Origin of the sequence: Staphylococcus simulans, from assembly GCF_025561465.1 — a bacterium.
In the GTDB taxonomy this organism is placed as follows: domain Bacteria; phylum Bacillota; class Bacilli; order Staphylococcales; family Staphylococcaceae; genus Staphylococcus; species Staphylococcus simulans.
The window spans coordinates 142,830-166,804 of record NZ_CP095100.1 but is presented as its reverse complement, the minus strand read 5'-3'; the positions used below and the strand labels follow the sequence as shown (position 1 = coordinate 166,804).

Genomic DNA, 23,975 nt, shown 5'->3' with positions numbered 1-23,975 from the left:
ATATTATTGGAATGGGATGTTAGGGATGTTTGCTAATAAACGGAGGCCTAACCATGAATTATAAAAAAGTTGCTTTCTCACTTTCTGCTTTAACTGTATTATTCAGTGTAACAAGTCAAACTTTTGTAGATGCTGTTGAACAAATATCTAGTGAAAACGAATCCTCAAGCCTTTATACTAATGAAGAATTAGATATGGAAGGTTTAACTAGGACATTATCTGCTATTGAACACATGCCAGACTCTGTTATTAATGAAGGAAAACCCGCAATTGAAAACTACTTAAATGAACAAGGAGTAGGTGTTCAAACTTACGGAGCAAGTGTCAGTAATTATGCAGCTTGTACAGGAGCAATAGGATATGCACTTGTCACTAATTTTACACCTGCTAAAATCGCAAAAGTAAAGTCTGCTTTAAAAGCTGCCGGGGGCACATTAACGTTTGTTAAGAAGATGTCTGGAGCATATAAACAGTTAAGAAAACTTGGTCATAGTAAACAAAGCGCTGTTAAGAACGCCGCAGCACAAGCTGCAAAAGCGGCTGGACCAGATGTTAAAGAAGCTTTATTAGATTTCTTCGGTATCGCAACAATTGTAGGCGCCTGTGCACCTATCTTTGAAAAATAAAACTACTGAGGTGAATGCCACTTGAATACCAAAAAGAAAGAAACACTTTATCTCATAGGATTCGTTATAATTTTGATTGTTTTATTCTTGCCTATCAGCACATTCATTAAAGCTGTTGTAACTATAGTATTATTAGTGCTGGCAGTAATATTAAGGTTTTTTGTGAAGAATAATGATGAAGACAGATAGTTATAAAAATAGCCTCGTCCGCTTTTTTGGACGAGGCTATTTGATCTATATATTAGTCTAAGAAACCGTTAGGATAAACCATCACTTTTAATGAACCTTGTTTGTTGTTGAGTGCTCTTTCTAATGCTGCTTTTGTATCTTTAAGTTCATATGAATCTGTGAACATTGAGTCTAAATCTGCGTCTGTATTGTTTAACATTTCAATACCCATTGGGTAAGTGTTTGCGTAACGGAAGACACCATAAATATTTAATTCACGGTTACCAATGAATGGAATGTTTAAGGCAATTTCCTCTTGTTGTGGTAGGCCAACGATAGATAAGCTGCCGCCTACTGCTAGAGATTGTACAGCTGATTGTAGTGCTGCTGGATGACCTGCTGTTTCAAAGGCATAGTCTGCACCTTTACCGTTTGTAATTTCTTGGATACGTTCTACTGGATCTTCTTTAGAAATATTAATTGTTTCAGTCGCACCAAGTTTTAACGCTTCTTCTAAACGAATATCTGCTAAGTCAGTCACGATGATACGTGTCGCACCAAATGCTTTAGCTGCCACAACCGCCATTAAACCAACTGGACCCATACCTGTAATTACGACTGTTGAACCTGGTTGAACACCTGCACGTTTACAAGCTTGAATACCTACTGAGAATGGTTCGTTTAATGATGCTTGTTCATAAGATAATGAATCTGGAATTGGGAATAAGAAGTCTTCTGGATGTGCAATGTACTGTGCGAATGCACCATCAATCGGTGGTGTTGCTAGAAACTCAACATCTTGGCATAAGTTGTATTGCCCTTTTTGACATTGTTCACATTTACCACATGGTACACCTGGTTCTACCGCGACTCTGTCACCTACTGAAAACTTCGTCACATCTTCACCAACTGCCGCAACCATACCGGCACATTCGTGGCCTAAGATTAATGGTTCTTTGACAATGAAATCACCGATTTTACCATGTTCGTAGTAATGGACGTCAGAACCGCAAACACCCACCGCCATCATTTTAACTAAGACTTCCTTCGGTCCTAATTTAGGTACATCGACTTCTTTGATTTCAATATCGAATGGTTTATTTAATAAAGCTATCTGCATTGTTTCAGGAATATTATTTGTCATCTGTATAACCCCCGTGATTTTGTTGAATTGATAACAGATCCGCTGTCATCTGTTTCGTATTTTGATAAACGTCTTGATACACTTTGAAGTAACGTTCATAAATTTTATGTTTTTGTGTATTTGGTTTGAATGTCGTGTCGTATTGAATAAAGGTTTCAACACAGTCTTTTAATGAATCGAACCAACCGATTCCATAAGCAGCTAGAACTGCTGCTCCCATACTTGGTCCTTCTTCGTGTTTTAATTTCTTAACTTCTAAGTTGAAGACATCTGCTTGAAGTTGTAACCAGAAATCACTTTTAGCACCGCCGCCAATTGAAGTGATGGTGTGAATCGCTGGATAAAACTGTCTGATATAATCTAATGATTCATAAAGCGAATACGTGATGCCTTCAACCACTGCACGTGAGAAATCTGCACGTGTTTGTTTACCACTGATACCGATAAAGCTGCCTCTAATTTTCGCATCGCCATGCGGTGTACGTTCTCCCATTAAGTATGGCGTGAATACTAAACCATTCGCACCTGGCGAGGAGCTTTCCGCATCTTTTGTAATGTCCTCAAAACTTTGTTCTGCATAGAAATTACGCTTATACCAATCTAAACTGAAGCCTGCAGCAAGTGTAACCCCCATCGCATAAGAGATATCCGGTGTGACATGTTTAAAATAGTGAATATTATTTTGATAATCACTATAATCTTTCTGACAAACGAGTACTACACCAGACGTACCGATACTGCACATCGCATCTCCTTCACCGATAATACCGGCACCGAGTGCACCACATGCATTGTCAGCGCCACCCGCAATCACTTTTGTTGAAGTTGGTAAGTTTAATTCTTGCGCTACTGTTTCAGTTACTTCACCCACTACATCTGTTGAATTAACGAGTTCTGGAAGTAAATGTTTAATCTCATAGTACGTGCTTGTTTCTTTATCCCACGTTTCACTTTCACTGTTGTAAAGCAGTGTACCGGATGCATCAGATTTCTCCATTTGAACCTTGCCAGTTAATGCATATCTGACATAATCCTTTGGAAGAATGAATGTTTCAGCTTTCTCAAAGTGTTGTGGTTCATGTGCTTTCACCCATAATAATTTTGGTAACGTAAAGCCTTCTAAAATGGGATTGCCCAGTAACTTGTCTCCGAAATGCGCTTTGATTTCATCACATTGTTCAGTATTTCTAGTATCGTTCCACAAGATAGCTGGACGAATAGGATGATTGTCTTTATCTAATAATACTAAGCCATGCATTTGGCCCGAGAAAGACATACCTTCTATTTGGTACTGACTGTCATTTAACTGATTTGTCAGTGTTTGAATTGCTTGTTTTGTTGCTTGTACCCATTCATCTGGGTTTTGTTCACTATAACCATTTTGCGGTTGTGAAATACTGATAGGTTCACTGCTTGATGTCACAATCGAACCTTGTTGGTCAACCGCAATCACTTTAACTGAGCTTGTTCCTAAATCTATACCTAAAACAAGTGGTTTCAATATGTTTCATCTGCCTTTTTAAATATTTACATTATCCGGTTTAGGTTGGATCACTTTGCGCGGTTTTTCTTTTAATCCTGGTTGATGTACTTTGATGAAGTACGTCAATACAGCACCAAAGAAGTATAATAATGCGAATGCCCATACCACACCGATTTCATTGAAGACTGGTAATAATACTGTCGCAATCACAGATGGTAAGAAGTTACTTAAACCAGCTGCTAAGTTATGTGAAGATAATGTTGCACCAATATGATTTGGTTCTAACGCTGTGAAAATCGCGAAAATCGGAACGAATGCTGATTGTGTAATACCGAATAATACAGCACATAATACGCCGATCAAGAATACGTCTCCGCTAATCATCGGTAAGTAATAGAATGTCAGTGTTGTGATACCGCAACCGACACAACCGAACCACATGACTTGGCGTTTCCAACCGATTTTGTCTGCAGTAATACCCCAGAATACGTCACCAACAATACAAGTGACGTGCATTGTACCCCAGATCCATAACCATTGCTGCATCGTAAAGCCGATTTCATCTGTAAATAAAACTGGGAAGATAATCACTAATCCAAAGAGTGATAGTTGGTTAATAATTCTTACAATGAATACTTTAATAATTTCAGGGTTCTTATAAACCACACCGATATCTTTAAGCACCTTCTTATAACGATCACTTACTGCTAAATCTGCGTTAGGTTTCACATTGTCTTTACCTACTGCGATATAAGCAATAATACCGCCAATCATAATCCATACGATAGATAGCCACAGTGTTCCCATGAAGCCCATATATGGAATTGTGAAACTTGGTAAGTATGAACCTACAACACCCATACCTACTGAGAACATCGCCCAGAACCAACCGATTGCAGTCGCAAGACGTGCTTTATTTGTAATGTATGTCACCCATACTAAGAAACCGTATAAGAATAATGGATATGCGATACCTCTGATACCGTACGTCAATAACATCATGTTGTAATTTTCAACTTGCAAACCAAACGTCAAGAAGAGTACATGGAAGACAATCCATAATACAACACCGCTTGTCATTACTTTTCTTGGTCCATATACGTCAGATAAGACTGCCGCTAACCATGAACCTACTACTACCATCACACCATATACCGCAAAGACTAATGATGCTTGGCTTTTGCTGAATCCAATGTCTACGATGTATTTAGACAAGAAGGCTTGTTCAATACCGTCTCCTGTCATAAAAATAAAGATTGCGATAATACCTAAGAATACAACTGTCGGTATTCCCATCCATAACTTTCTATTTTTCTCTATCGTCATTATAGATTTCCCCCTCATTTATAACTAACTTAAACGTTTAAGTTTGACGTTAAGAAAAAAGAACGAACTAGCGTTCATTTTTCTTAGCGCACGATGCTCTTATGACTAAATGCGTCGATAACTCTACCGAAGTTGCAGGTTCATCGTTGTTCATTTCAATGATTAATTGCGCTGCACATTCACCGAGTTTACTTGCTGGTTGTTCTACGACCGTAATGGCCGGTGAATATATTTCGTTCCAATGACTATTATCAAAACCGATAAATGAAATGTCTTTGCCGATTTGAATATCCAGTTCTTTAAAGGCTTGTAACGCACCGATCATCAATAAATAGTTCGTTGCGATTAACGCACTTGGTGCATCTTTTGAAGTCAGCCATTGCTTAGTCGCAAGATACCCGCTTCTTATCTGAGCCTCAGTCCCCAATTTATCATCACTAAAACTCATTAAACGCGCATCAACTGTTAACTGGTTATCCATTAACGCTTGTTCATATCCTGCTTGTCTATGGGTAGTTGTACTGATCTTAGGATTTGCCAATAAAATCGCAATAGACGTGTGGCCTAACTCCAATAAGTGTTTAGTTGCTTGGTAACCCGCTGCTTGGTTATTTACTGTGACACTTGGCACATCACTTGTTTCTATCGTTCTGTCTACTGTCACAATCGGTGCCTTTTTCCATTCATCTTTTAATGTCAGGTGCGACGAAACAGGTGCTAACACAATCGCATTGACACGTTGTTTCACAAATAAATCTATCAATTCATTTTGTCGTTGTTCACTTTCTTCTGACGAAATCACAATCACTTGCAAGTTGTGTTCTAAACACACTGTAGTTAAACCGTTCAAAATATCCGTAAAGAATGGGTTTTGGTCAGGGACAATAAAGGCAACCAAGTTACTCTGGCCGCTTTTCAACTGACGAGCATACGTATTTGGTTGATAACCCAGCGACTCAACAGCTGCTTCTACTTTCGCTTTCGTTTTTTCGCTGACTTGTCCTTTTTTACCATTCATCACATTTGAAACGGTCGCTACAGAAACACCTGCTGCTTTTGCGACGTCGTGAAGTGTTGGATTATTGTTCATATTGATTACTTCCTTAAACGTTTAAGTTAAAACTGATTCTTATTTTAATGTATCCTAGTATAAATGTAAAGGCTTACATTTACAAAATACAATAAACCCGGCTCCTATGACTACTTCTGAATTAATTAATGTTGAAACTATTAACCCAGTTAATAAACAGATTAAAATTGGCACTTTAGATTCAGAAAAATCTCTAGATAAACAAAATAAAACTCCTATCGAAAATATTGAAAAATCATCAAAAACTTTTGTCAGTGATAATAATGAGAGAAGTAATGCTGAAAATCCAAGAAAAGAATCACCAATCGCTAAAACAAAACTTATAACAAACAAATCAAAAGATGTGAAAAAAGCAGACAGAAGTCAATTGCCAAAAACAGGAAAAAATACTCTAAACACTGGAATCATTGGTGCAATTAGTCTTCTTGCCTCTATTATATTCTTAAGAAAAAGACGTTCAACTAAACATCAAAAATAACTGAATCTCTTTCTAAATTGATTTTTGAATAAAAAACAAGCTGTGTCAGTAGAAATACCTACTTCACAGCTTGTCTATTTTTTTAATGTTATATGGCGATTAATTTGATTATGCCCACCAAACATCTCCAGAATTTTCGCCAATATTAACAGAATTTAAAGTTTGAGCAGCTTTTTGAAAGCCTTCCTCAACCGACATAATAGGATCTTCATGTTCGATACTCACAACATAATCATATCCGTTTATTCTCAATGCACTAATAATGTCTCCCCATAAATGAGGGCTATGGCCATAACCAACCGTACGGAAAGTCCAAGCGCGCGTTGCCACTTCAGCATAAGGTTGCATATCAGTTAAACCATACATATTTACATTTTCTTGATCAATATAAGTATCTTTAGCGTGGAAATGATGTATAGCATTTTCTCTACCTAAAATTTTAATTGCTGCAATTGGATCAATTCCTTGCCACCATAAGTGACTTGGATCCAAATTAGCTCCAATATATTCATTTGTTGCATTGCGCAGTTTTAACAATGTATATGGTGTGTGTACTAAGAATCCCGCATGCAATTCGATTGCGATTCTAACATCTTTCTCTTTTGCATATTCTGCTAAATCTTTCCAATAAGGAATTAACTTTTCTTCCCATTGCCAATTATAAATATCTGAATAGGCTGTAGGCCATGGTGTAACAGGCCAATTTGGATATTTAGCTGTTTCATCTGACCCTGCTATGCCTGAGAAAGTATTAACAACTGGAACATTTGTCAATGCAGCTAACTCAATTGTTTTACGTAAAGTTTCATCCGCTTCTCGAGCTTTTTCAGGATTTGGGGATATAGGATTGTTGTGACAACTATAACCGCTAATTTCTAATCCTCTACTGTGAATCTTATTTAAAAATTCCTTACGTTTCTTTTCATTTTCAAGCATTTCATCTAAGTTACAGAATTTATCTCCCGGATTACCACCTGTACCAATTTCAACCATTTTTAACCCTGCATTTGCAACGTAATCTAACATTTCTTCAAAATTTCTGTCATAAAATAAAACTGTGAAAACTCCAACTTTCATAAATAAACATCCTTTCTTTATAATTGGATACTATGTTGTTCTTGATTGCTTCTGTAAATCGCATCTACCAATACATTAATTTGTCTGGCCTGTTCTGGCTGAACAACTAACGTTTCTTTTCCTAAACAACTATTCACAAAATTTATTGCTTGTCTTTGTGATGCTTGATATTCATCATGTTCAGCATATGCTTTTTGAGTAAAGAAGGTACCAAAGCGAGGTTGATAGATTTCAAATGGATATAAACTTAATCCACCGGAAACACCTGACATGCTTAAGTGCATAGTGTCTTCTTTAATGTTTGCTGACCATGAACATTCAAATTGCAATGAAGACCCATCCTCAAATGTGATATAACTTGTAACATGATCATCAACATCAAATGTTTCGCTATCAAAATGCCCCCAGTCGTTAATTTGATTTGGTGTTTTACTAAGCCTATTATATGTACGTCCAGTTACTTCTACTGGTCTTGCATCATTCAATAGCCATAATGATAAATCAAGCAAGTGACAACCATAGTCAATTAGACTGCCTCCACCCTGAAGTGTTTTATTAGTAAAAACACCCCATCCCGGCACTTTTCTACGTCGCATAGCTTGTACTCTAGTTACTAAAGGTTCTCCGACCACCCCTTCTTTTATCGCCCGCTTTGCAGTCATTGCAGCTTCAGTAAACCTATAATGGTAACCAATAGCTAACAATTTATCAGCTACCTTTGCTGCTTCAATCATTTGATCGCATTCTTGCGAATTGATTGCCATTGGCTTTTCACAAAAAACATGAACCCCTGCATTTAAAGCTGCGACACTCAATTCTGCATGAAATTTATTGGGCGTGCATATAAATACTGCATCCACTTTATCCCATAGGTCACTTTTATCCTGTGCTACAAATTCAATACTATTTTCAACAGCAACCTTATTGGCTAGCACTAAATTAACATCAAATACTGCAGTTAAATCTACAACATCATTCATTTTTTTCAAAATTGGTATATGCCTACTTTGAGCAATACCACCACAGCCAATAATTCCTACCTTTAGTCTCTTTGTCATTCCTACACCTTCTGACTTCAATTTATTTCTAGTGATTAGAAATACACTGCTTTACCTGTCTTTGCCGATTCATAAATAGCCTCTAAAATTTGAGTGACTACCAATGCTTCTTGTGGTTTAACTACTACTTCAGTATCGTTGGTAATACTATTAATCCAAGTACGTGCTTCTTCAAGTGCTTCATCAACTTTATCGCTCTCGTAAAAATCTACTCCTGGATTATCAAGTTCAATATAAGAAGTGTAAAGCTCTCCCATATCCTCTCCGTTTATTCTTAAACCATCTTTCATATCTGCACCAGCTTCAGTACCAGACAACGTACATTTTGCTTCATCAACTTCTAAACTGTTTAGTGCCCAGCTAGATTCTAAAATAATTGTTGCACCGTTCTTCATCTTGATAAAACCAAATGCAGAATCTTCTACTTTGAATTCTTTAGTATTCCATGGTCCCCACGCATTAGCAGCATTTTCCTTCTTTCCTAGTTTATGGAAAGTAGTTCCCATAACGGATTCGGGCTCATAATTACTCATCATCCATAGTGTTAAATCTAAAGCATGTGTTCCAATATCTATTAAAGGACCACCGCCCTGTTGCTCTTCATCTAAAAAAACACCCCATGTAGGAACTGCCCTCCTACGAATTGCTTGTGCTTTGCCAAAATATATTTCTCCTAAGTCACCTCTTTCAGCAACTTTGTGTAAATACTGACTGTCTGTCCTAAAGCGATTTTGATATCCAATTGTTAGTTTTCTATTATTTCTTTCTGCGGCATCAATCATTTCTTTAGCATCTTTAGTCGTTTTAGCCATTGGTTTTTCACACATCACATGCTTTTTAGCATCCAACGCAGCTACAGTAATTTCTTTGTGTGAATTATTGGGAGTGCAAACATGTATTACCTCAATAGAATTATCATTCAACAGTTCTTTATAATCTTTATATACTTTAGCATTTTCTACTCCATATACTTCAGCTGCATATTCAGCTTTTTCAATCTCAATATCACAAAATGCTACAATCTCAACTTCTTCTATTTTAGATAAGCTCGGTAAATGCTTACCATTTGCAATTCCACCGCATCCTATAATACCTATTTTCAAACTCATAGCTATTCTCCTTTTCTAAGCTTTTGTTATTGGTTTTTTATATTTTGAATCAATAAAGCTTACACATACTGCTGCAATCAATAACATTACACCAGCAAACAACAGCATATTCGGCATCGATTCTCCAAATAATGGGAATAATGCAAAACTAGCTAAAGAAGCAATTATTTGTGGAAGACAAATAGCGCAGTTAAACAATCCCAAATAGGCACCTGCATTCTTGCCATCTGTATTTTCAGTTAATAGTGTAAATGTTTGTGTATTCATTGTGAGATTGTTAATTCCAATCAAACAGAATGATAAAATTAATAGCCATTGTGAATGAATAAAGAATATAGACATAAACCCAATAGCTCCCATTATCAACCCAAACCTTAATACCATTTTTCTTTGGTGAGGTTTGGCATACGCAGCTATTATCCCAAATAAAATAGAAGCCACAAATTGTACACCTGTTAACACACCATACCAGTTTCCTGCTTCTTGATACCCTGCTGATGAAGGGTCTGTAGTACCCCAGACATTATTAGCGATAGCTCCTGGTGTATATGTCCATAAATACATAATGGCAAACCAAGTAAAGAATTGAACTAAAGACACTTGCCAAAATTGTTTAGGTGCTTTTAAAAGCAATTGCCATAAATTCAATGAGTTTTTACGATCTCTTTTTTCCTCTATTCCATGATAACGTGAATGTAATTTAGGGTTATATTCATTTACAGAACGTACTGTCCAAACAGTGGAAATTAATAAAACAGCTGCCGCAATGTAGTATGCAATTTTCACTGTCAATGGCACTTCGCCTTTAGGAGCGACATTGGATACACCCCAAAGTGTTAATAAGAAAGGCAATAAAGTTGCTATAATTCCTCCCATATTTGAAAAGATTTGTTGCCAAGACCAAGCCATATCTCTTTGCTTCTCAGGAACCATATCACCTATCACCATTTTATATGGCTGCATACAAGCATTTGCAGTTAAATCCATAAAAAGAGTCATAATAGCTCCAAATAATAAAGCAGCTAACGATGCATATCCAAACCCAAAAGAGCCTGAATTCGGTAGTAACACAAGAGTGATAGCTCCAATAGGCCCTGCTATCAACAAATAAGGCATTCTTCTTCCAAACCTTGTCCATGTTCGATCTGAGTAAAAGCCGATTAAAGGCTGTATAATCAAACCAGCTAACGGAGGCAAAATAAAGAACCATCCAAGTTTATTAGGATTAGCTCCTAATGTTTGGAAAATTCTCGCCATCATAGCTGATTGCAAAGAAAATGCCATATTCACTCCAAAAAATCCAAAAGTCATTGCAAAAATAATACTTTTCTTTAATATAGGCAAGCTCAACTTATCTGCCAAAGTTTTATCGTCTCCCTCAGTATTACTTGCACAAGTTAAATCATCTGCACTTTTCATCTTAATCCTCCTCAAAAAAACAACAGTCTTGAAAATATGCGATTACTTTCAAGACTGTTGTTTTACTAAATGTTTATATTATGTAGTAGCCTTTATTTAATATGTAATCGATTACTTATAGATACTACCATATGAAAGCGTTTTTGTAAACGATTACATTTCTAATTCGACACCGTTGATTTTCTTTCGACTAACTCTCCATTCAAAATGATGCTTTTTTCTTCTATTTCTTTTTTCTCAATAATCTCTAATAACAATTTCATCGCTTTTTCTCCAATTTCATAATTAGGTTGCGAGTATGTTGTTAGTTCCGGATCAACTATTTCAGCTAATTTAATATTATCAAATCCCACAACAGAAATATCTTCCGGTACGCATATTTTATGTTTTTTTAAAATCTTAATTATACCTATTGCCATTTCATCATTAGCTGCAAAAACTGCTGTAGGTTTTTCCCTCATTTTTAGAATTTGCTTCCCAATTCTATATCCTGATTCCAAAGAAAAATCTCCTTCAATATAACTATCTCTAGAAATCGAATAATTATACTGTCTCATCTTGTTTTCAAAGCCTAACAAACGGTTTTTTCCTAAAATACCATCCAATGGTCCTGTTGCATGTAATATTTTTTTATGTCCTAAATCAATCAGATAATCTGTAACTGTTTCTGCAGCTTCAATATTATTAATCGATACTGTGGGGATATCTAACCCTGTTATTGTTTCACATGCTAACACTACTGGAAATTTATCATAAATATCTTTAAGAGTTCCTAAACTCAATTTTGAAGTTAATAAAATCATACCATCTACTTGCTTCTCATAAAGGTATTTAAAATAGTCATCCGCTTTTTTATTTTGAGTGTCACCCAAAAGAACTTGATATCCTTTTTCTCCCGCTCTATTTTCAATACCTCTTAAAATGTTTGAGAAAAATGAATTGGTTATATCAGGTACTACAACTAATATAGTTTTAGTTTCCATTTTTCTTAACTGTCTTCCAATGCTATTAGGATAATATTTTAATTTTTCTACAGCATCTAAGACTTTTTTTCTATTTTTTTCAGACACATTGCCTGTATTAGTTAGTACTCTTGAAACAGTTGCTGTTGACACTTCTGCAAGTTTAGCAACGTCTTTTACATTTGTCATTCTTGAATCCCCCTTGTGTAATTCGTATACCTTTGTAAAAAATATAACCTAAATCAGAAAAAGTTGCTATACTAGTATACTCTCTTCATTAGCACTAAATGGGCGGAGCAATTTTTTAAATACTATCTGAGTTAGATTAATCAAACATATTATATAACATAATCAATTTAAATGTAATCGTTTACAAAACCATTAAAACTTGCTATATTTTAAATGTAATCGATTACATTTGATGATTGTTTCTCTATCTTCAAATGATTAAACTTAAGTATTAAAGCACACTAAAGATTTTCCTGTTTTAAACAACTAGAAACAAAATGATAAGGAGAGAAAGTTATGACAGAAATAAAAGATCGACAATGGTGGAAAGAAGCAGTCGCATACCAAGTTTACCCTCGCAGTTTCAACGATTCCAACAATGACGGGATTGGCGATTTACGTGGTTTAATTCAAAAATTAGATTATTTAAAAGAATTAGGAATTGACGTTATTTGGTTAAGTCCGATGTATGCTTCCCCTAACGATGATAATGGTTATGATATCAGTGATTATCATGCTATTATGGAAGAATTTGGGACTATGAAAGATTTTGATGAACTCCTAGATAAGGTCCATCAAAAAGGAATGAAACTAATTTTAGACCTTGTAGTAAACCATACTTCAGATGAACATCCTTGGTTTATTGAATCGCGTTCAAGTAAGGATAGTCCTAAACGTGATTGGTACTACTGGGCAGACCCAAAAGAGGATGGTTCTGAACCTAATAATTGGGAAAGTATTTTTAATGGGTCAACTTGGGAATATGATGAAAAAACAGGTCAATATTACTTCCATTTATTTAGCGTTAAACAACCTGATTTAAACTGGGAAAACCCTGAAGTACGAAAAGCAGTTATAGATATGATGAACTGGTGGTTCGATAAAGGAATTGATGGCTTCCGTGTGGATGCAATTTCTCATGTTAAAAAAACCTGGGAAATGGGAGATTTACCTATTCCTCCAGATAAAAAATATGCTCCTGTATTTAATGCAGCTACAAATCGTCATGGCCTTCAAGATTGGTTGCAGCAAGTTAAAGATGAATCGTTAAGCAAGTATGACATTATGACTGTCGGTGAAGCAAATGGTGTGAATCCTGATAATGCTGATGAATGGGTTGGAAGAAAAAATGGGAAATTTAATATGATTTTCCAATTTGAACATTTAGGTTTATGGAATACAGGAAAATCACATTTTGATGTTAGAGCGTATAAAAAAGTATTGAATCGTTGGCAAAAACAACTCGAAAATACTGGATGGAATGCTCTATTCATTGAAAATCATGACCAACCACGTCGTGTGTCTACATGGGGAGACGATGAAAAGTATTGGTATCAATCAGCAACAAGTCATGCTGCAGTTTACTTCTTACAACAAGGAACACCTTTTATCTATCAAGGGCAAGAAATTGGAATGACGAACTTTCCTTTTACAAGTATAGAACAGTTCAACGATGTATCTGTTAAGAATGAATATCGAATGGTTAAAGAAGATGGTGGCGATACTGATGCCTTGTTAGAAAAACATCGAATGGAAAACAGGGACAATTCTCGAACTCCAATGCAATGGAGTAATGAAGCTTATGCCGGCTTTTCTAATGTAGAACCTTGGTTCCCCGTGAACCCTAATTACACTTCAATTAACGTTGAACAACAAGAATCAGATGGTAATTCTGTGTTGCAATTTTATAAAGATTTGATTCAACTAAAAAAATCTGATGACATCTTTACGTATGGAGAATTCAACTTAATTGATTCAGAAAATCCAAACGTTTTTGCATATACTCGCACATTAAATAATAAAACTGCAGTCATTATCGGTAATCTAACAAACCAAACCGCTCATTTAAAGACTGATCTTGAATTAAACAAAGGTAATTTGAAATTGCACAATTATGATACTGAAATTGATATAGATAATATAAAACCTTATGAAGCGTTTGTTGTCATAATTTAAAATCTATTATAATAAAAAGCCTGTCAGCTATCTTTTATGACTGCTGACAGGCTTTCTTATATTTTTATAAGTTGAATTTATCCTTTTGTAGCACCGGCTGTTAATCCTGAGACTAAATATCTTTGCAAGAATAAAAATACTATTGCTATTGGCACTGCGATCATAATTGCGCCAGCCGCAAATACTGTAAAGTTGTTTGCGTATTTATCGTTAATAAAGTTAAATAATCCTACAGCTAGTGTAAACTTTTCAGGACTTCGTAATAAAATTTTAGGTAAAATAAAGTCCATAAAAGGTCCCATAAAGTTGAATAGTGCGACCACTGCAAGAATTGGCTTTGCTAAAGGTAACATAATTTGCAAAAAGATTCGCATATGACCAGCTCCATCTATCTTCGCTGATTCATCTAACTCTTTTGGAATTGTATCAAAGTAGCCTTTTACTAAAAATGCATTCATAGGGATAGAACCACCAATATATACTAATGTCAATCCAAATAGTGAATCTAATAAACCAACTGTATTTAGTAAAATATAAATAGCAACCATTGCCATCAGTACTGGAAACATTTGTAAGATTAAAAATGTAATTAGTCCATACTTACGGCCTACAAAACGATATCTCGAAAAAGCATATGAAGTTAATGTTACAAATACAACACTAAATAAAGCATTAGCAGAAGCTACAATCAATGTATTTTTATACCAAGTTAAGTATTGGCTGTTTGGATCTGTTAATAAGTATATATAATTTTTAAAAGTTGCATTATCAGGTATCATTTTCGCTCCATATAGATTAGTACCTGGATTCAATGAAATTCCAAATGTCCATAACAACGGATATAAAATAATCACAAACATTAACACAAGGAAGGTATAAATACCAATTGCTTTTAAAATATTTTTCTTTTTACTCATGTTAAATGCCCCCCTCATCTTTAAATGTGCTTGTTTTTCTAAATTGCAAGAATGCTACAATGGCAACAATGAATCCTATGATGAGAGAAACAACAGCACCCATATTAAAGTTATTAAATTCAAAAGTTAGATTATATACCCATGAAATAAGAATATCAGTACTACCTGCGTTTTGTCCTGGTACTGGTGGTCCGCCTTTGTTAAATAGATATATCAAATTAAAGTTATTAAAGTTTCCAGCATATTGCATGATTAACAGCGGAGCAGTTGCAAATATAACGTGCGGGAAGGTAATATTTTTAAATTTTTGCCAACTTGAGGCACCATCCATATCAGCTGCTTCATACCAATCTGGCGAAATACTTTGCAATACACCAGTAAATAGTGCAAAAACAAATGGAAATCCTAACCAAACTTGAATAGCAATTAAAGCAATTTTTGTCCAAAACGGATCACTAAGCCAGGCTGGGGCAATTCCAAATAGCGGTTGTAAAATATCATTATTAATTGCACCAAACTCATCATTAAATATTGCTGCAAAAATTAAAATTGTAACAAACGCAGGAACAGCCCAAGGTAAAATAAGTACAGTACGAATTAACTTTTTAAATTTAACAATCGGATGATTAACTAATATTGCTAAGAATAAACCTAAAACAATTTGTAAAGTAGTTGCAACCAATGTCCAAACTATAGTCCATGTAATAACACTGAAAAATGTCTTACGCCAAATTCCTATAGTAAAAAGTGTTTTAAAGTTATCAAGTCCTACCCACTCTAATGTATGACGAGGGGGAGAATTATATAAATTATAATTAGTAAAAGCTACAAAGCCCATAAATATCAAAGGAAATACTACTACAAATACCAATAAAAATGTTCCTGGAGAAATTAATATATACGGGAAAGTTTTATCCCACGTTGCAATACGTCTTGCTCTAGGATCCGTTATTTCTTCGTTACGATTATAACGTTCTGTATTTCTATAAGCATCTATTATATTTACTACATATAGTAATAACGCAAATGCAATCAACATCATTGATATGATACCTTGTGCTAATAATACACGTGAATCATCTAACTTTGGGATTGTTCCTAATGTAAATAGCCCCCAAAATCCAACGTTAAAAAATTGATAAAACACTGAAATAAAGCTGATGAAAAATATAAGAAATATCATCCCTTTAATAGGTCTTTTGTTGTAAAATTGACCTATTCCGGGAATAATCGATAATAGAGCAGCCAACTTAGGGTTTCGTTTTTTCATATTAATGCTCCTTTCTACTTCAGTTATCTTCTGGATGAAGAATTTCTATGTTTTGTTTAATATCTTTAGTGGCCTCGTCTAGTGATTTTTTCGAATCTTTACCGTTAGAAATAAAGATACTCGCATTACCCATCGGTTCCCAAACTTGTTGCATTTCTGGAATATTAGGCATAGGTTCTGCATTCTTTGCTTGTTCTTCAAATACCTTTAAATTGGGATTTGATGACTTCACGTCGGTACGTCCCGTAATCTCACTCATCTCATCTGTATATTTCTGTAATGTATCCTTACTAGTTATATAAAGCATCAAATCTTTAGCCCAATATTTGGATTGACTATATTCTGATAAATACCAGCCTCTGACACCAAGAAATGGTCTCATTTTTTCTCCGTTATCTGTCGGTAAAGTAGTTACCCCTAAATCTTTACCTAACACTTCTTGATATTCATTTAAATTCCATGGCCCAGTTACAAATTGACCTACTTTGCCATCTTTAAATAGTCCAATCATAACGTCATGTGTTGCTGCTTTAGGTATATAACCTCTTTTGTACCACTCTTGAAGTCGCCCTCCATTTTTTATGACACTTTTACTATTTAAACCTAATTGATTTATGTTGTAGTGGTTCTCATTCTTTTTAAAAATATAATCATCATTATCAAATAAAAAAGGATAGTTAAAATAGAAGTTTTTTGCATCGAAAATAAACCCATATTGTTTCTTTTCATGATCCGTATATTTTTCTGCATTATCTTCAACTTCTTCTAAAGTTCGAGGTGCTTCTTTTACAAATTTTTTATTGTAAAAAAGTGCTGTTGTTTCTACGATAGATGGTAAAGCCAATTGTTTATGATCATAATTCAGAGCGCGTAGCGCATCTTTGTTATAACCTTCCAACTGCTTTTCAGAAAACTTAAGTTCTGCCGCTAACCCTTGTAAGTAAGCACTTCCCGTATTATCATGAGCAAGAAAGAATAAGTCTGGACCTTTGCCCGCAGGTGCATCAAGTGAAATATTTTCTAATTGATCATTTTGTCCTACGTTAACCAACTTCACCTTTATACCTGTTTTCTTTGTATAATCAGCTGTAATTTTTTTATAAAAAGCAATTTGTTTGTCTCCATCTACCCACATAGTAAGCTCTTCTGGTTTTTTCTTACTTTCATCACTTTTTAAAGCCTGATCAATTTCTTTTTGTGTACGATTCGGTCCACAAGCACTAAGCAAGACGACCATTATAATTACAAATGCTGTAAATCTAACAATTTTCTTCATTGTCGCCGCCTCCTTTTAAATAATACGTTTACCAGTTTCTTTATCAAAAAAGTGACTTTTATTTAAATCGAAAGCTAATTCAATTTTTTCATTAGCATCTAATTTAGTCCTAGAATCTAGTTTCGCAATAATTTCAAAACCTTCTAATAAGCTATGAACCATAATTTCAGAACCTAGTAACTCTGATACTATAACTTCAGTGGTAAAAGAAGTTTCTGGGGATGATTTGATGAAAATAGGTTCATCATGAATATCCTCTGCACGTATGCCTATTGATACAGTCTTATTTTCATAACCATATTTTTTTAAATTTTCGAATTTTTTATTGTCTAACTTAAAATGAATCTTACCAATTTTCAAACCTTTAGAAGTAACCTGTGCATCAAGAATGTTCATTGCCGGTGATCCTATGAATTGTGCAACAAAAATATTTTCAGGAGTATCATATATTTCTCTTGGCGTTCCAACTTGCATAATGTCTCCATCTTTTAAAACTACAATACGTGTCGCCATAGTTAATGCTTCAGTTTGATCATGTGTTACATAAATAGTAGTTGTATCTAAACGTTTATGAAGTTTTAAAATTTCTGTACGCATTTGAACACGTAATTTTGCATCCAAGTTAGATAGTGGTTCATCCATCAAGAAGACTTTGGCATCACGAACAATTGCTCTACCTAAAGCAACACGTTGGCGTTGCCCACCAGAAAGAGCTTTTGGTTTTCGATTTAAATATTCTTCTAAACCCAGAATTTCTGCAGCTTCGTTAACACGTTTTTCAATTTCTTTTTTATTTACTTTACGTAGTTTTAAACCAAATGCCATATTTTCAAATACTGTCATGTGTGGATACAGTGCATAATTTTGGAATACCATAGCGATATTTCTGTTCTTAGGTTCAACATCGTTCATACGCGTATCGTCAATGAAAAAGTTGCCTCCAGTAATTGATTCAAGCCCTGCAATCATCCTTAATGTTGTGGATTTTCCACATCCAGAAGGCCCGACAAAAACAATAAATTCTTTGTCTTTAATGTGAAGATTGAAATCTTTCACTACTGTGTTGTGGTTGTCATAAATTTTTTTGATATGTTCTAATTTTAATTCAGCCATAGTCATATTCCTTTCATTTACTAAAATGTAATCGATTACTTTAAATCATATAGTTACTTTTCAAAGCTGTCAATACAAATTTGTAAACGTTTACATATTGTCACTAAATTAATGGTATTTTAGCATCACCGCAACGACTATCAAGTAAAAGAACTATGCTTTGAGTAGTATAAGACTCAATAAAATTCATGATAATTCTTCTTTATACAACGAACTTTTCGGAATATTTGTTAATAGTTAATTCAATCTATTGAATCCATTCTGTTAACCATTGATAATCAACCGGAAATTTTATATAATTATTAATAATTAAAAAGACAATGTATTCGCGAATCATTTTGAAAGGAATGATGATAATACAACTATTGCTCTGGTGCTTGAACATTATTAATTATCTAATATTATCACTTTTGTTATTCGTATTTTTTCTAACAAATACTATATCTGCTGGGGTTTTAACGCTGTAACTTTCTTTTTTATTTATTCTCTAATCACATTAGTTTTTTCTATCTTTGGTGCCATACGTTTTCGAAAAGAAAGTAACTTGAATACATCATTTATTACAAGTATTTTTATAAATTTAGTTAATCTCGTTTTGGTATTTCCGCTATTAGTTATATTTATTTTTTAGCAATATAAAAGGAGTCTAGGCTTACTTCTCAAGTTGCCTAAACTCCTTTTATTTATATTTGATCAATGTTTTCAATAGCTTTAATGTATTGTCCATTTGTATAGACTTTGATGGTGTAGTCATTGTCTTTGTTTTTGTCGTAGTACCAAGTATCACCACGTTTTTCATTCGGTACGTTATGGAAATCAGTGAACTCTCTTGTTGTGACGTTAGAAGGTACAACGAAGACATGATCTACTTTGTTGTCGTTGTCATAACTTACGGCAATATTTCCATATTTATTAGCGTCATGACCGTTAATATCTAGACTTTCTTCTGGTTCTCCATATTTCTTTTCAATCGTTTTCTTAGTATCTCCAATATGGAATCCTTTATAACCTGAAGAGTTATCTGCATTCATAAAGTTAGCGCTGAAGTCATCTGAGTTAACTTCAACTTTAACTGTTTTTGTTTCTTGTTTTGATGTTGTTGCTTGTTCTTGTGTTGTATCGTTTTGTGCGGCTTTTTTGTCGTTATCTTCACGGATACTCATAAAGTGAGAGATAGCGAAAATCAACGCAGCAACCAAAACGAGGATAATAAGACTAATCACGATAATCCAACCTTTTGATAATTTCTTTTTAGATGACTGTATGCTGTGTGTTTCGTTTGTAGGTTTTGATTGTGCTGCATCACGCCTGTCTTTTTGTGGCACTTTTGCACCGCAATTTGTACAGAATAGTTCATCAGGTTCTAATTTCTTTCCACAATTTGTACAGTACTTCAAAGTTAAACTCCTTTCTATATTCAGATGACATAGATGCCGTTATTTTAAGTACAAACTATCACCTTTACAGTTTTCACAACTTGATAATGTACTTCAATTATACATCTTGTTATTTGAATTTATAGTACATTTTTTGTCTTTTTTGAAAATTATTTCAATAACTTTAATTGTGTTATAGATATTAAAAAATGAGTATGCTACTATGACATTAATCACACAAAATGTTGTGTATTATTTTTTATATTTAATTAAAAGTTAAGGGGGATTAACATGAAATGTCCAAAATGCGGAGCACCTGTTGAACAAGGGGATCGTTTCTGCGGAGAATGCGGAATCGATTTAACTAAAGTATCAGCTGTTTCCTCACACGATTCTACTGAATCAGAATCATCTCAAGCATTACATAACCACAATGAAAATGAACCAACACACTCTAATCAACAACCTAGTTTCGACAAAGAAAAATTCAATCAACATGCGAATGAAATTAAACACGAAGGGACGAGTTTCTTTTCACAACTCTTCAAATCACACGACAGTGTGATTGCAGGTACTAAATCTTTCTCACTTAAATTTATCGGCATACTCTCTGCAGTATTTTTAATTTTGACACTGATTGTTTTAGCTATCTTCGTTCCAAGCGAAGTTAACTACATTGGATATGGCGTTACGAAATCAGGTATTGTCACAAAATCATTCTTCGGTATTCTGTTATTCTTAGTTATTTCTTATGGATTACTTGCTGGTGTGACACGCCTGGTAGTTAAAGATAACATCAGTTTTGCGAAGATTTTGTCTGACTTTGTATTCATTAATACTTTCTCATTCATTTTCTTCATTTTAGGATTACTGTTACTACGAGGGGAAATTTATTCAATCGGTTCATTCCTATTATTACTAGGAATTGTCAGCTTCTATGCATCAGCCGTTTATCTCATCACGAAATACTCTAGCTATCATACATTACGTATTCCAGTATTCTTCGGTATCATCATCTATATTGTCGTTCAATTTATCGTACTATCAATCTACGGTGAAATGCTTCGAAATACATTTGTAGATATCTTTGGAAGTATGCTTGAAGACTTGTTTAGATTTGGAGGTGGTTTCTAGTGAAGTTCTGTCGTAATTGCGGACACAAACTTAAAGAGGGACAGAAAGTTTGCCCACAATGCGGAACACCCACGAATCAAACACCTAAGCGCTCTAATCAAAACTATCACTCAGCACCACGCCAACCACAATCTAAAAAGATGTGGGTAATCATCGGTATTATTGCCGCAATCATTATTGTTTTACTGATACTCTTCTTTGTTGGTAAACAACAAGCAAGTGTCACACATCAAGCAGATCAAGTCGCAGACGCGATTAAAGATAAAGACCCAAATAAAGTTAAAAAGTATGTCACGTCAGACGGTAAAAAGCTAAGTAAAGATGAGGCTAAAGCTTTTCTTGATATCTTAGAAGGCGGTAAGCTTTATAAAACTGTCGGTAATGAAGTCAAAGAAAAAGGCGAAAGCATGAAACGCAATCATAAGTATAGCGATACTGTTAAATATGATAGCGAAACAATTATGAACATCGACCAAGACGGAAAGAAATGGCTCTTCTTTGATGATTATAAATTCGATATTCCAAACTACTCTATTAGTATGGATGATATTTCAGACGGTGGCACAATTACTTATGAATACGAAGGCAAGAAACACAAAGTAGATAGTAATGGTCATATCGGCTCGTTCCCACTTGGTCTTTATGAGTTAAAAGCTACGAAGAAAGTTAACGACAAAGACTATAAAGGACAACTTCAAATCTATGCATCACAACATTCTAGTCTTGCTCACTCAAACTTTGATCAAATCAAATTCAATGTTGAGTTAGATAATTACAGTATTAACGAAGAAGATACAACACTTTACATCAACAACAAACCACATGACTTCGACTCTTCTACAGATTATGGTCCATACCCACCTGATGAGAAAGTTGAAGTCTACGCAGTAGCTGATGTTGAAGGTAAGAACTTCACATCAGACAAACAAGTAGTGAAATTCGAAGGAGATTCAGAAAGCCCAGAAACAGTAAAACTTTCTTTCGATGACGATGCCATCGATAAACAAATCGATAAAGCATTAGAAAAAGAAATGAGCAAAGATGACGATGATGACGAAAGCTCAGACGAAAAAGTCACACGTGAAAACGTCATCGATGTTGTAGAATCATTCGAAGGCAGCACTCTTGATACAGACACTTACACATATAAAGAACCAGAAAAAGATGGAGACGACTGGGGATTCTCATTCACAGATAAAGACGGTGACCTTGCCGGATCTTACATCATTGAACCAGACAAATACGTCACTAAATATGATGAAGACGGCGAAGAAATCGACTCTGGCTACGGAAAATAACTTTATAGAACTATTAAAGCTGCATGACCTTGAAATTAAGGGCATGCAGTTTTTTATTGATGATTTTTACCGTTAATTTTTAGTGAAAATAATGGCATTTGCTTTGTATTTGAGTTCTTTAACTTTTTTACCTATTGGTTTATCTTGCTTTTGTATATTTTCAGATATAAGTGCAGAACTCGTATTATTAACATTTCGTTTCCCAAAAGTATAGAAATAATATTTCTCAAGCCAATTTATATACTCGTTGATTTCATCATTATTGACTTCATAATCCTTTTTCAAGACTTCAATTATTTGATTCTTCCAAGCTCTATTAAACCTTCTGAAAATAAATGCCGGAGTTTCTTTTTCTTTAGAGTTTTCTTTTAAGCTTAATGCTATTCTTCTCAAAATAATACGTGCACTAAATAAAATTGTATTATTTTTATAACTCAATAACTCTCTGCCAAAATTCCCTTTGCCATCTCCTAGTTGAGGGTTCCCTGAACGAAATGGAAATGATTCAACATTACAAATAGAAGCATTTTTTAATTTTTCTTCTAACTCATCAACGTCTTCATTTGTTAATCTTTCAGAGAGTTTACGCTGAAGTTTAACAAAAGTGGTTTCCTTATTATATTCACCAAATAAAGGATAAAAGTATTTGCCTAAGTAATAATAGTGTTGTGCAAAAACAGTCTTGTTTTGTAATATTTGAGCAGCTTCACCATTCAAATTTGCGTTTATAAGTGATTTGAACTCAGTCTTTAAAATATTTTCATTGAAGTCAATGATATGTTTACTCACTTCAGCTTCACTAGGAAAGTTTTCTTTTTTTGAACTTACATCTGCATCAGAATTAAAAATATCAAAGTAGTGAGTTAAAGACTCTATGAAATATTTATAGTTCTTAGTAGTATTATGTGCTCTAACAGCATGTTTATCTTCAACTTGAATATTTGGGTTCGTTAAACAAATAAACAAATTCGAGTTATCTATATCACCTTTTACATGATTTGGTAATCCGAAATCAATATTTGCCGGAATTTTAAATTCACGTATTTTATCTGACAAAAACTCATTTTCAAAATCCTCTTCTATAGCTAACCAAGAAAAATTCTCTTCATTAGTTTCATCAGATGGTGTTTTCCCATTTATAATATCAGCAAAGTTTTGTATAACTTTTTTACCTCGCTTAGTTTGCCATGGGTTATATTTGTCCAAAAATTCATCATGATCTAAAACAGCATGCTTTAAAATAGTTTCTTCAAATTTATTGTTATCCAATTTTGCCTCATCCTATCACTTTGTTTTTATAATCGATACTAAAAGCCTAATCAATTAGCTCTATTAAACCATATGATTAGGACAGTGCATGTCCACTTAACAACAATATTTATAAACGAATAAACTCAACCATACAAGGCAGTCTCACGCTTGTCTGAAGTGAGTATGACGGCCGTATAAAATTGAGTTATTCGCATT

General features: G+C 34.4%; 20 protein-coding genes. 5 read left to right on the top strand and 15 right to left on the bottom strand.

The features are described 5' to 3' along the window. Positions 1 to 53 precede the first annotated feature (53 nt). A complete protein-coding gene (locus tag MUA87_RS00730) occupies positions 54 to 626 on the top strand; it encodes a hypothetical protein (protein ID WP_023014764.1) in 573 nt (190 codons plus the stop codon). A gap of 241 nt (positions 627 to 867) precedes the next feature. Here MUA87_RS00730 and MUA87_RS00725 read toward each other — a convergent pair whose 3' ends face one another. The 4 genes from MUA87_RS00725 to MUA87_RS00710 form a co-directional block, all read right to left on the bottom strand. Then, complete coding sequence (locus MUA87_RS00725) at positions 868 to 1,938, bottom strand: NAD(P)-dependent alcohol dehydrogenase (RefSeq protein WP_023014766.1); 1,071 nt, start codon at positions 1,936 to 1,938, stop codon at positions 868 to 870. Then, the gene (xylB, locus tag MUA87_RS00720; RefSeq protein WP_262551404.1) at positions 1,928 to 3,442 is read right to left on the bottom strand and encodes a xylulokinase; all 1,515 of its coding nucleotides are present in this window, start codon (positions 3,440 to 3,442) and stop codon (positions 1,928 to 1,930) included. The genes MUA87_RS00725 and xylB overlap by 11 nt, the downstream gene beginning before the upstream one ends. Before the next feature lie 15 nt (positions 3,443 to 3,457). Beyond that, positions 3,458 to 4,747, bottom strand: coding sequence for an MFS transporter (locus MUA87_RS00715; RefSeq protein WP_262551067.1), 1,290 nt, complete (start codon positions 4,745 to 4,747; stop codon positions 3,458 to 3,460). Between the two features lie 67 nt (positions 4,748 to 4,814). Further along, positions 4,815 to 5,837: a LacI family DNA-binding transcriptional regulator gene (locus MUA87_RS00710; protein ID WP_262551065.1), complete on the bottom strand. Its 1,023-nt coding sequence runs from the start codon at positions 5,835 to 5,837 to the stop codon at positions 4,815 to 4,817. Between the two features lie 106 nt (positions 5,838 to 5,943). Between MUA87_RS00710 and MUA87_RS00705 the strand changes: the two genes are divergently transcribed. Continuing rightward, entirely contained in the window at positions 5,944 to 6,315 is a 372-nt protein-coding gene (locus tag MUA87_RS00705; protein ID WP_262551064.1) for an LPXTG cell wall anchor domain-containing protein, read from the top strand. Between the two features lie 108 nt (positions 6,316 to 6,423). On the opposite strand, the gene MUA87_RS00700 is transcribed toward MUA87_RS00705, so the two are convergent. From MUA87_RS00700 to MUA87_RS00680, 5 genes are all read right to left on the bottom strand, one after another. Further along, positions 6,424 to 7,392, bottom strand: a complete 969-nt coding sequence (locus tag MUA87_RS00700; RefSeq protein WP_262551062.1) for a sugar phosphate isomerase/epimerase family protein — start codon at positions 7,390 to 7,392, stop codon at positions 6,424 to 6,426. Positions 7,393 to 7,409: 17 nt separating this feature from the next. After that, positions 7,410 to 8,450, bottom strand: a complete 1,041-nt coding sequence (locus tag MUA87_RS00695) for a Gfo/Idh/MocA family protein (RefSeq protein WP_262551061.1) — start codon at positions 8,448 to 8,450, stop codon at positions 7,410 to 7,412. A gap of 35 nt (positions 8,451 to 8,485) precedes the next feature. Further along, positions 8,486 to 9,559: a Gfo/Idh/MocA family protein gene (locus tag MUA87_RS00690; RefSeq protein ID WP_262551060.1), complete on the bottom strand. Its 1,074-nt coding sequence runs from the start codon at positions 9,557 to 9,559 to the stop codon at positions 8,486 to 8,488. Positions 9,560 to 9,574: 15 nt separating this feature from the next. Beyond that, entirely contained in the window at positions 9,575 to 10,870 is a 1,296-nt protein-coding gene (locus MUA87_RS00685) for an SLC45 family MFS transporter (RefSeq protein WP_262551403.1), read from the bottom strand. 269 nt (positions 10,871 to 11,139) lie between these two features. Then, positions 11,140 to 12,129 (bottom strand): LacI family DNA-binding transcriptional regulator, encoded by a 990-nt coding sequence (locus MUA87_RS00680; protein WP_262551059.1) that lies wholly within the window; start codon positions 12,127 to 12,129, stop codon positions 11,140 to 11,142. Positions 12,130 to 12,465: 336 nt separating this feature from the next. Here MUA87_RS00680 and MUA87_RS00675 point away from each other — a divergent pair, with 336 nt between their 5' ends. After that, positions 12,466 to 14,124, top strand: a complete 1,659-nt coding sequence (locus MUA87_RS00675; RefSeq protein ID WP_262551058.1) for a glycoside hydrolase family 13 protein — start codon at positions 12,466 to 12,468, stop codon at positions 14,122 to 14,124. A gap of 77 nt (positions 14,125 to 14,201) precedes the next feature. Here the strand turns inward: MUA87_RS00675 and MUA87_RS00670 are convergent, their stop codons facing one another. The 5 genes from MUA87_RS00670 to MUA87_RS00650 form a co-directional block, all read right to left on the bottom strand. Beyond that, positions 14,202 to 15,041 (bottom strand): sugar ABC transporter permease, encoded by an 840-nt coding sequence (locus MUA87_RS00670; protein ID WP_262551057.1) that lies wholly within the window; start codon positions 15,039 to 15,041, stop codon positions 14,202 to 14,204. Position 15,042: 1 nt separating this feature from the next. Then, complete coding sequence (locus MUA87_RS00665) at positions 15,043 to 16,311, bottom strand: sugar ABC transporter permease (protein WP_262551056.1); 1,269 nt, start codon at positions 16,309 to 16,311, stop codon at positions 15,043 to 15,045. A 19-nt stretch (positions 16,312 to 16,330) separates the two neighbouring features. Next, on the bottom strand, positions 16,331 to 17,587 hold the full coding sequence (locus tag MUA87_RS00660) for an extracellular solute-binding protein (protein ID WP_262551055.1): 1,257 nt from the start codon (positions 17,585 to 17,587) through the stop codon (positions 16,331 to 16,333). Between the two features lie 15 nt (positions 17,588 to 17,602). Then, the gene (locus tag MUA87_RS00655; protein WP_262551054.1) at positions 17,603 to 18,700 is read right to left on the bottom strand and encodes an ABC transporter ATP-binding protein; all 1,098 of its coding nucleotides are present in this window, start codon (positions 18,698 to 18,700) and stop codon (positions 17,603 to 17,605) included. Between the two features lie 683 nt (positions 18,701 to 19,383). Continuing rightward, on the bottom strand, positions 19,384 to 20,097 hold the full coding sequence (locus MUA87_RS00650; protein ID WP_002480178.1) for a zinc ribbon domain-containing protein: 714 nt from the start codon (positions 20,095 to 20,097) through the stop codon (positions 19,384 to 19,386). 270 nt (positions 20,098 to 20,367) lie between these two features. Here MUA87_RS00650 and MUA87_RS00645 point away from each other — a divergent pair, with 270 nt between their 5' ends. After that, the gene (locus MUA87_RS00645; RefSeq protein ID WP_061055058.1) at positions 20,368 to 21,210 is read left to right on the top strand and encodes a zinc ribbon domain-containing protein; all 843 of its coding nucleotides are present in this window, start codon (positions 20,368 to 20,370) and stop codon (positions 21,208 to 21,210) included. Then, positions 21,210 to 22,508, top strand: a complete 1,299-nt coding sequence (locus MUA87_RS00640) for a TcaA second domain-containing protein (RefSeq protein WP_070625575.1) — start codon at positions 21,210 to 21,212, stop codon at positions 22,506 to 22,508. The genes MUA87_RS00645 and MUA87_RS00640 overlap by 1 nt, the downstream gene beginning before the upstream one ends. Positions 22,509 to 22,580: 72 nt before the next feature. On the opposite strand, the gene MUA87_RS00635 is transcribed toward MUA87_RS00640, so the two are convergent. Continuing rightward, complete coding sequence (locus MUA87_RS00635; protein WP_262551051.1) at positions 22,581 to 23,777, bottom strand: hypothetical protein; 1,197 nt, start codon at positions 23,775 to 23,777, stop codon at positions 22,581 to 22,583. Between the last annotated feature and the right edge of the window lie 198 nt (positions 23,778 to 23,975).

What these genes read in the sequence shown, in the direction of transcription:
- MUA87_RS00695 (WP_262551061.1), bottom strand. Translation starts at nt 8,450, where the DNA reads ATGACAAAGAGACTAAAGGTAGGAATTATTGGCTGTGGTGGTATTGCT.
- MUA87_RS00690 (WP_262551060.1), bottom strand. Translation starts at nt 9,559, where the DNA reads ATGAGTTTGAAAATAGGTATTATAGGATGCGGTGGAATTGCAAATGGT.
- MUA87_RS00685 (WP_262551403.1), bottom strand. Translation starts at nt 10,870, where the DNA reads ATGACTTTTGGATTTTTTGGAGTGAATATGGCATTTTCTTTGCAATCA.
- MUA87_RS00715 (WP_262551067.1), bottom strand. Translation starts at nt 4,747, where the DNA reads ATGACGATAGAGAAAAATAGAAAGTTATGGATGGGAATACCGACAGTT.
- MUA87_RS00680 (WP_262551059.1), bottom strand. Translation starts at nt 12,129, where the DNA reads ATGACAAATGTAAAAGACGTTGCTAAACTTGCAGAAGTGTCAACAGCA.
- MUA87_RS00700 (WP_262551062.1), bottom strand. Translation starts at nt 7,392, where the DNA reads ATGAAAGTTGGAGTTTTCACAGTTTTATTTTATGACAGAAATTTTGAA.
- MUA87_RS00655 (WP_262551054.1), bottom strand. Translation starts at nt 18,700, where the DNA reads ATGGCTGAATTAAAATTAGAACATATCAAAAAAATTTATGACAACCAC.
- MUA87_RS00660 (WP_262551055.1), bottom strand. Translation starts at nt 17,587, where the DNA reads ATGAAGAAAATTGTTAGATTTACAGCATTTGTAATTATAATGGTCGTC.
- MUA87_RS00645 (WP_061055058.1), top strand. Translation starts at nt 20,368, where the DNA reads ATGAAATGTCCAAAATGCGGAGCACCTGTTGAACAAGGGGATCGTTTC.
- MUA87_RS00730 (WP_023014764.1), top strand. Translation starts at nt 54, where the DNA reads ATGAATTATAAAAAAGTTGCTTTCTCACTTTCTGCTTTAACTGTATTA.
- MUA87_RS00675 (WP_262551058.1), top strand. Translation starts at nt 12,466, where the DNA reads ATGACAGAAATAAAAGATCGACAATGGTGGAAAGAAGCAGTCGCATAC.
- MUA87_RS00670 (WP_262551057.1), bottom strand. Translation starts at nt 15,041, where the DNA reads ATGAGTAAAAAGAAAAATATTTTAAAAGCAATTGGTATTTATACCTTC.
- MUA87_RS00710 (WP_262551065.1), bottom strand. Translation starts at nt 5,837, where the DNA reads ATGAACAATAATCCAACACTTCACGACGTCGCAAAAGCAGCAGGTGTT.
- MUA87_RS00705 (WP_262551064.1), top strand. Translation starts at nt 5,944, where the DNA reads ATGACTACTTCTGAATTAATTAATGTTGAAACTATTAACCCAGTTAAT.
- MUA87_RS00725 (WP_023014766.1), bottom strand. Translation starts at nt 1,938, where the DNA reads ATGACAAATAATATTCCTGAAACAATGCAGATAGCTTTATTAAATAAA.
- MUA87_RS00665 (WP_262551056.1), bottom strand. Translation starts at nt 16,311, where the DNA reads ATGAAAAAACGAAACCCTAAGTTGGCTGCTCTATTATCGATTATTCCC.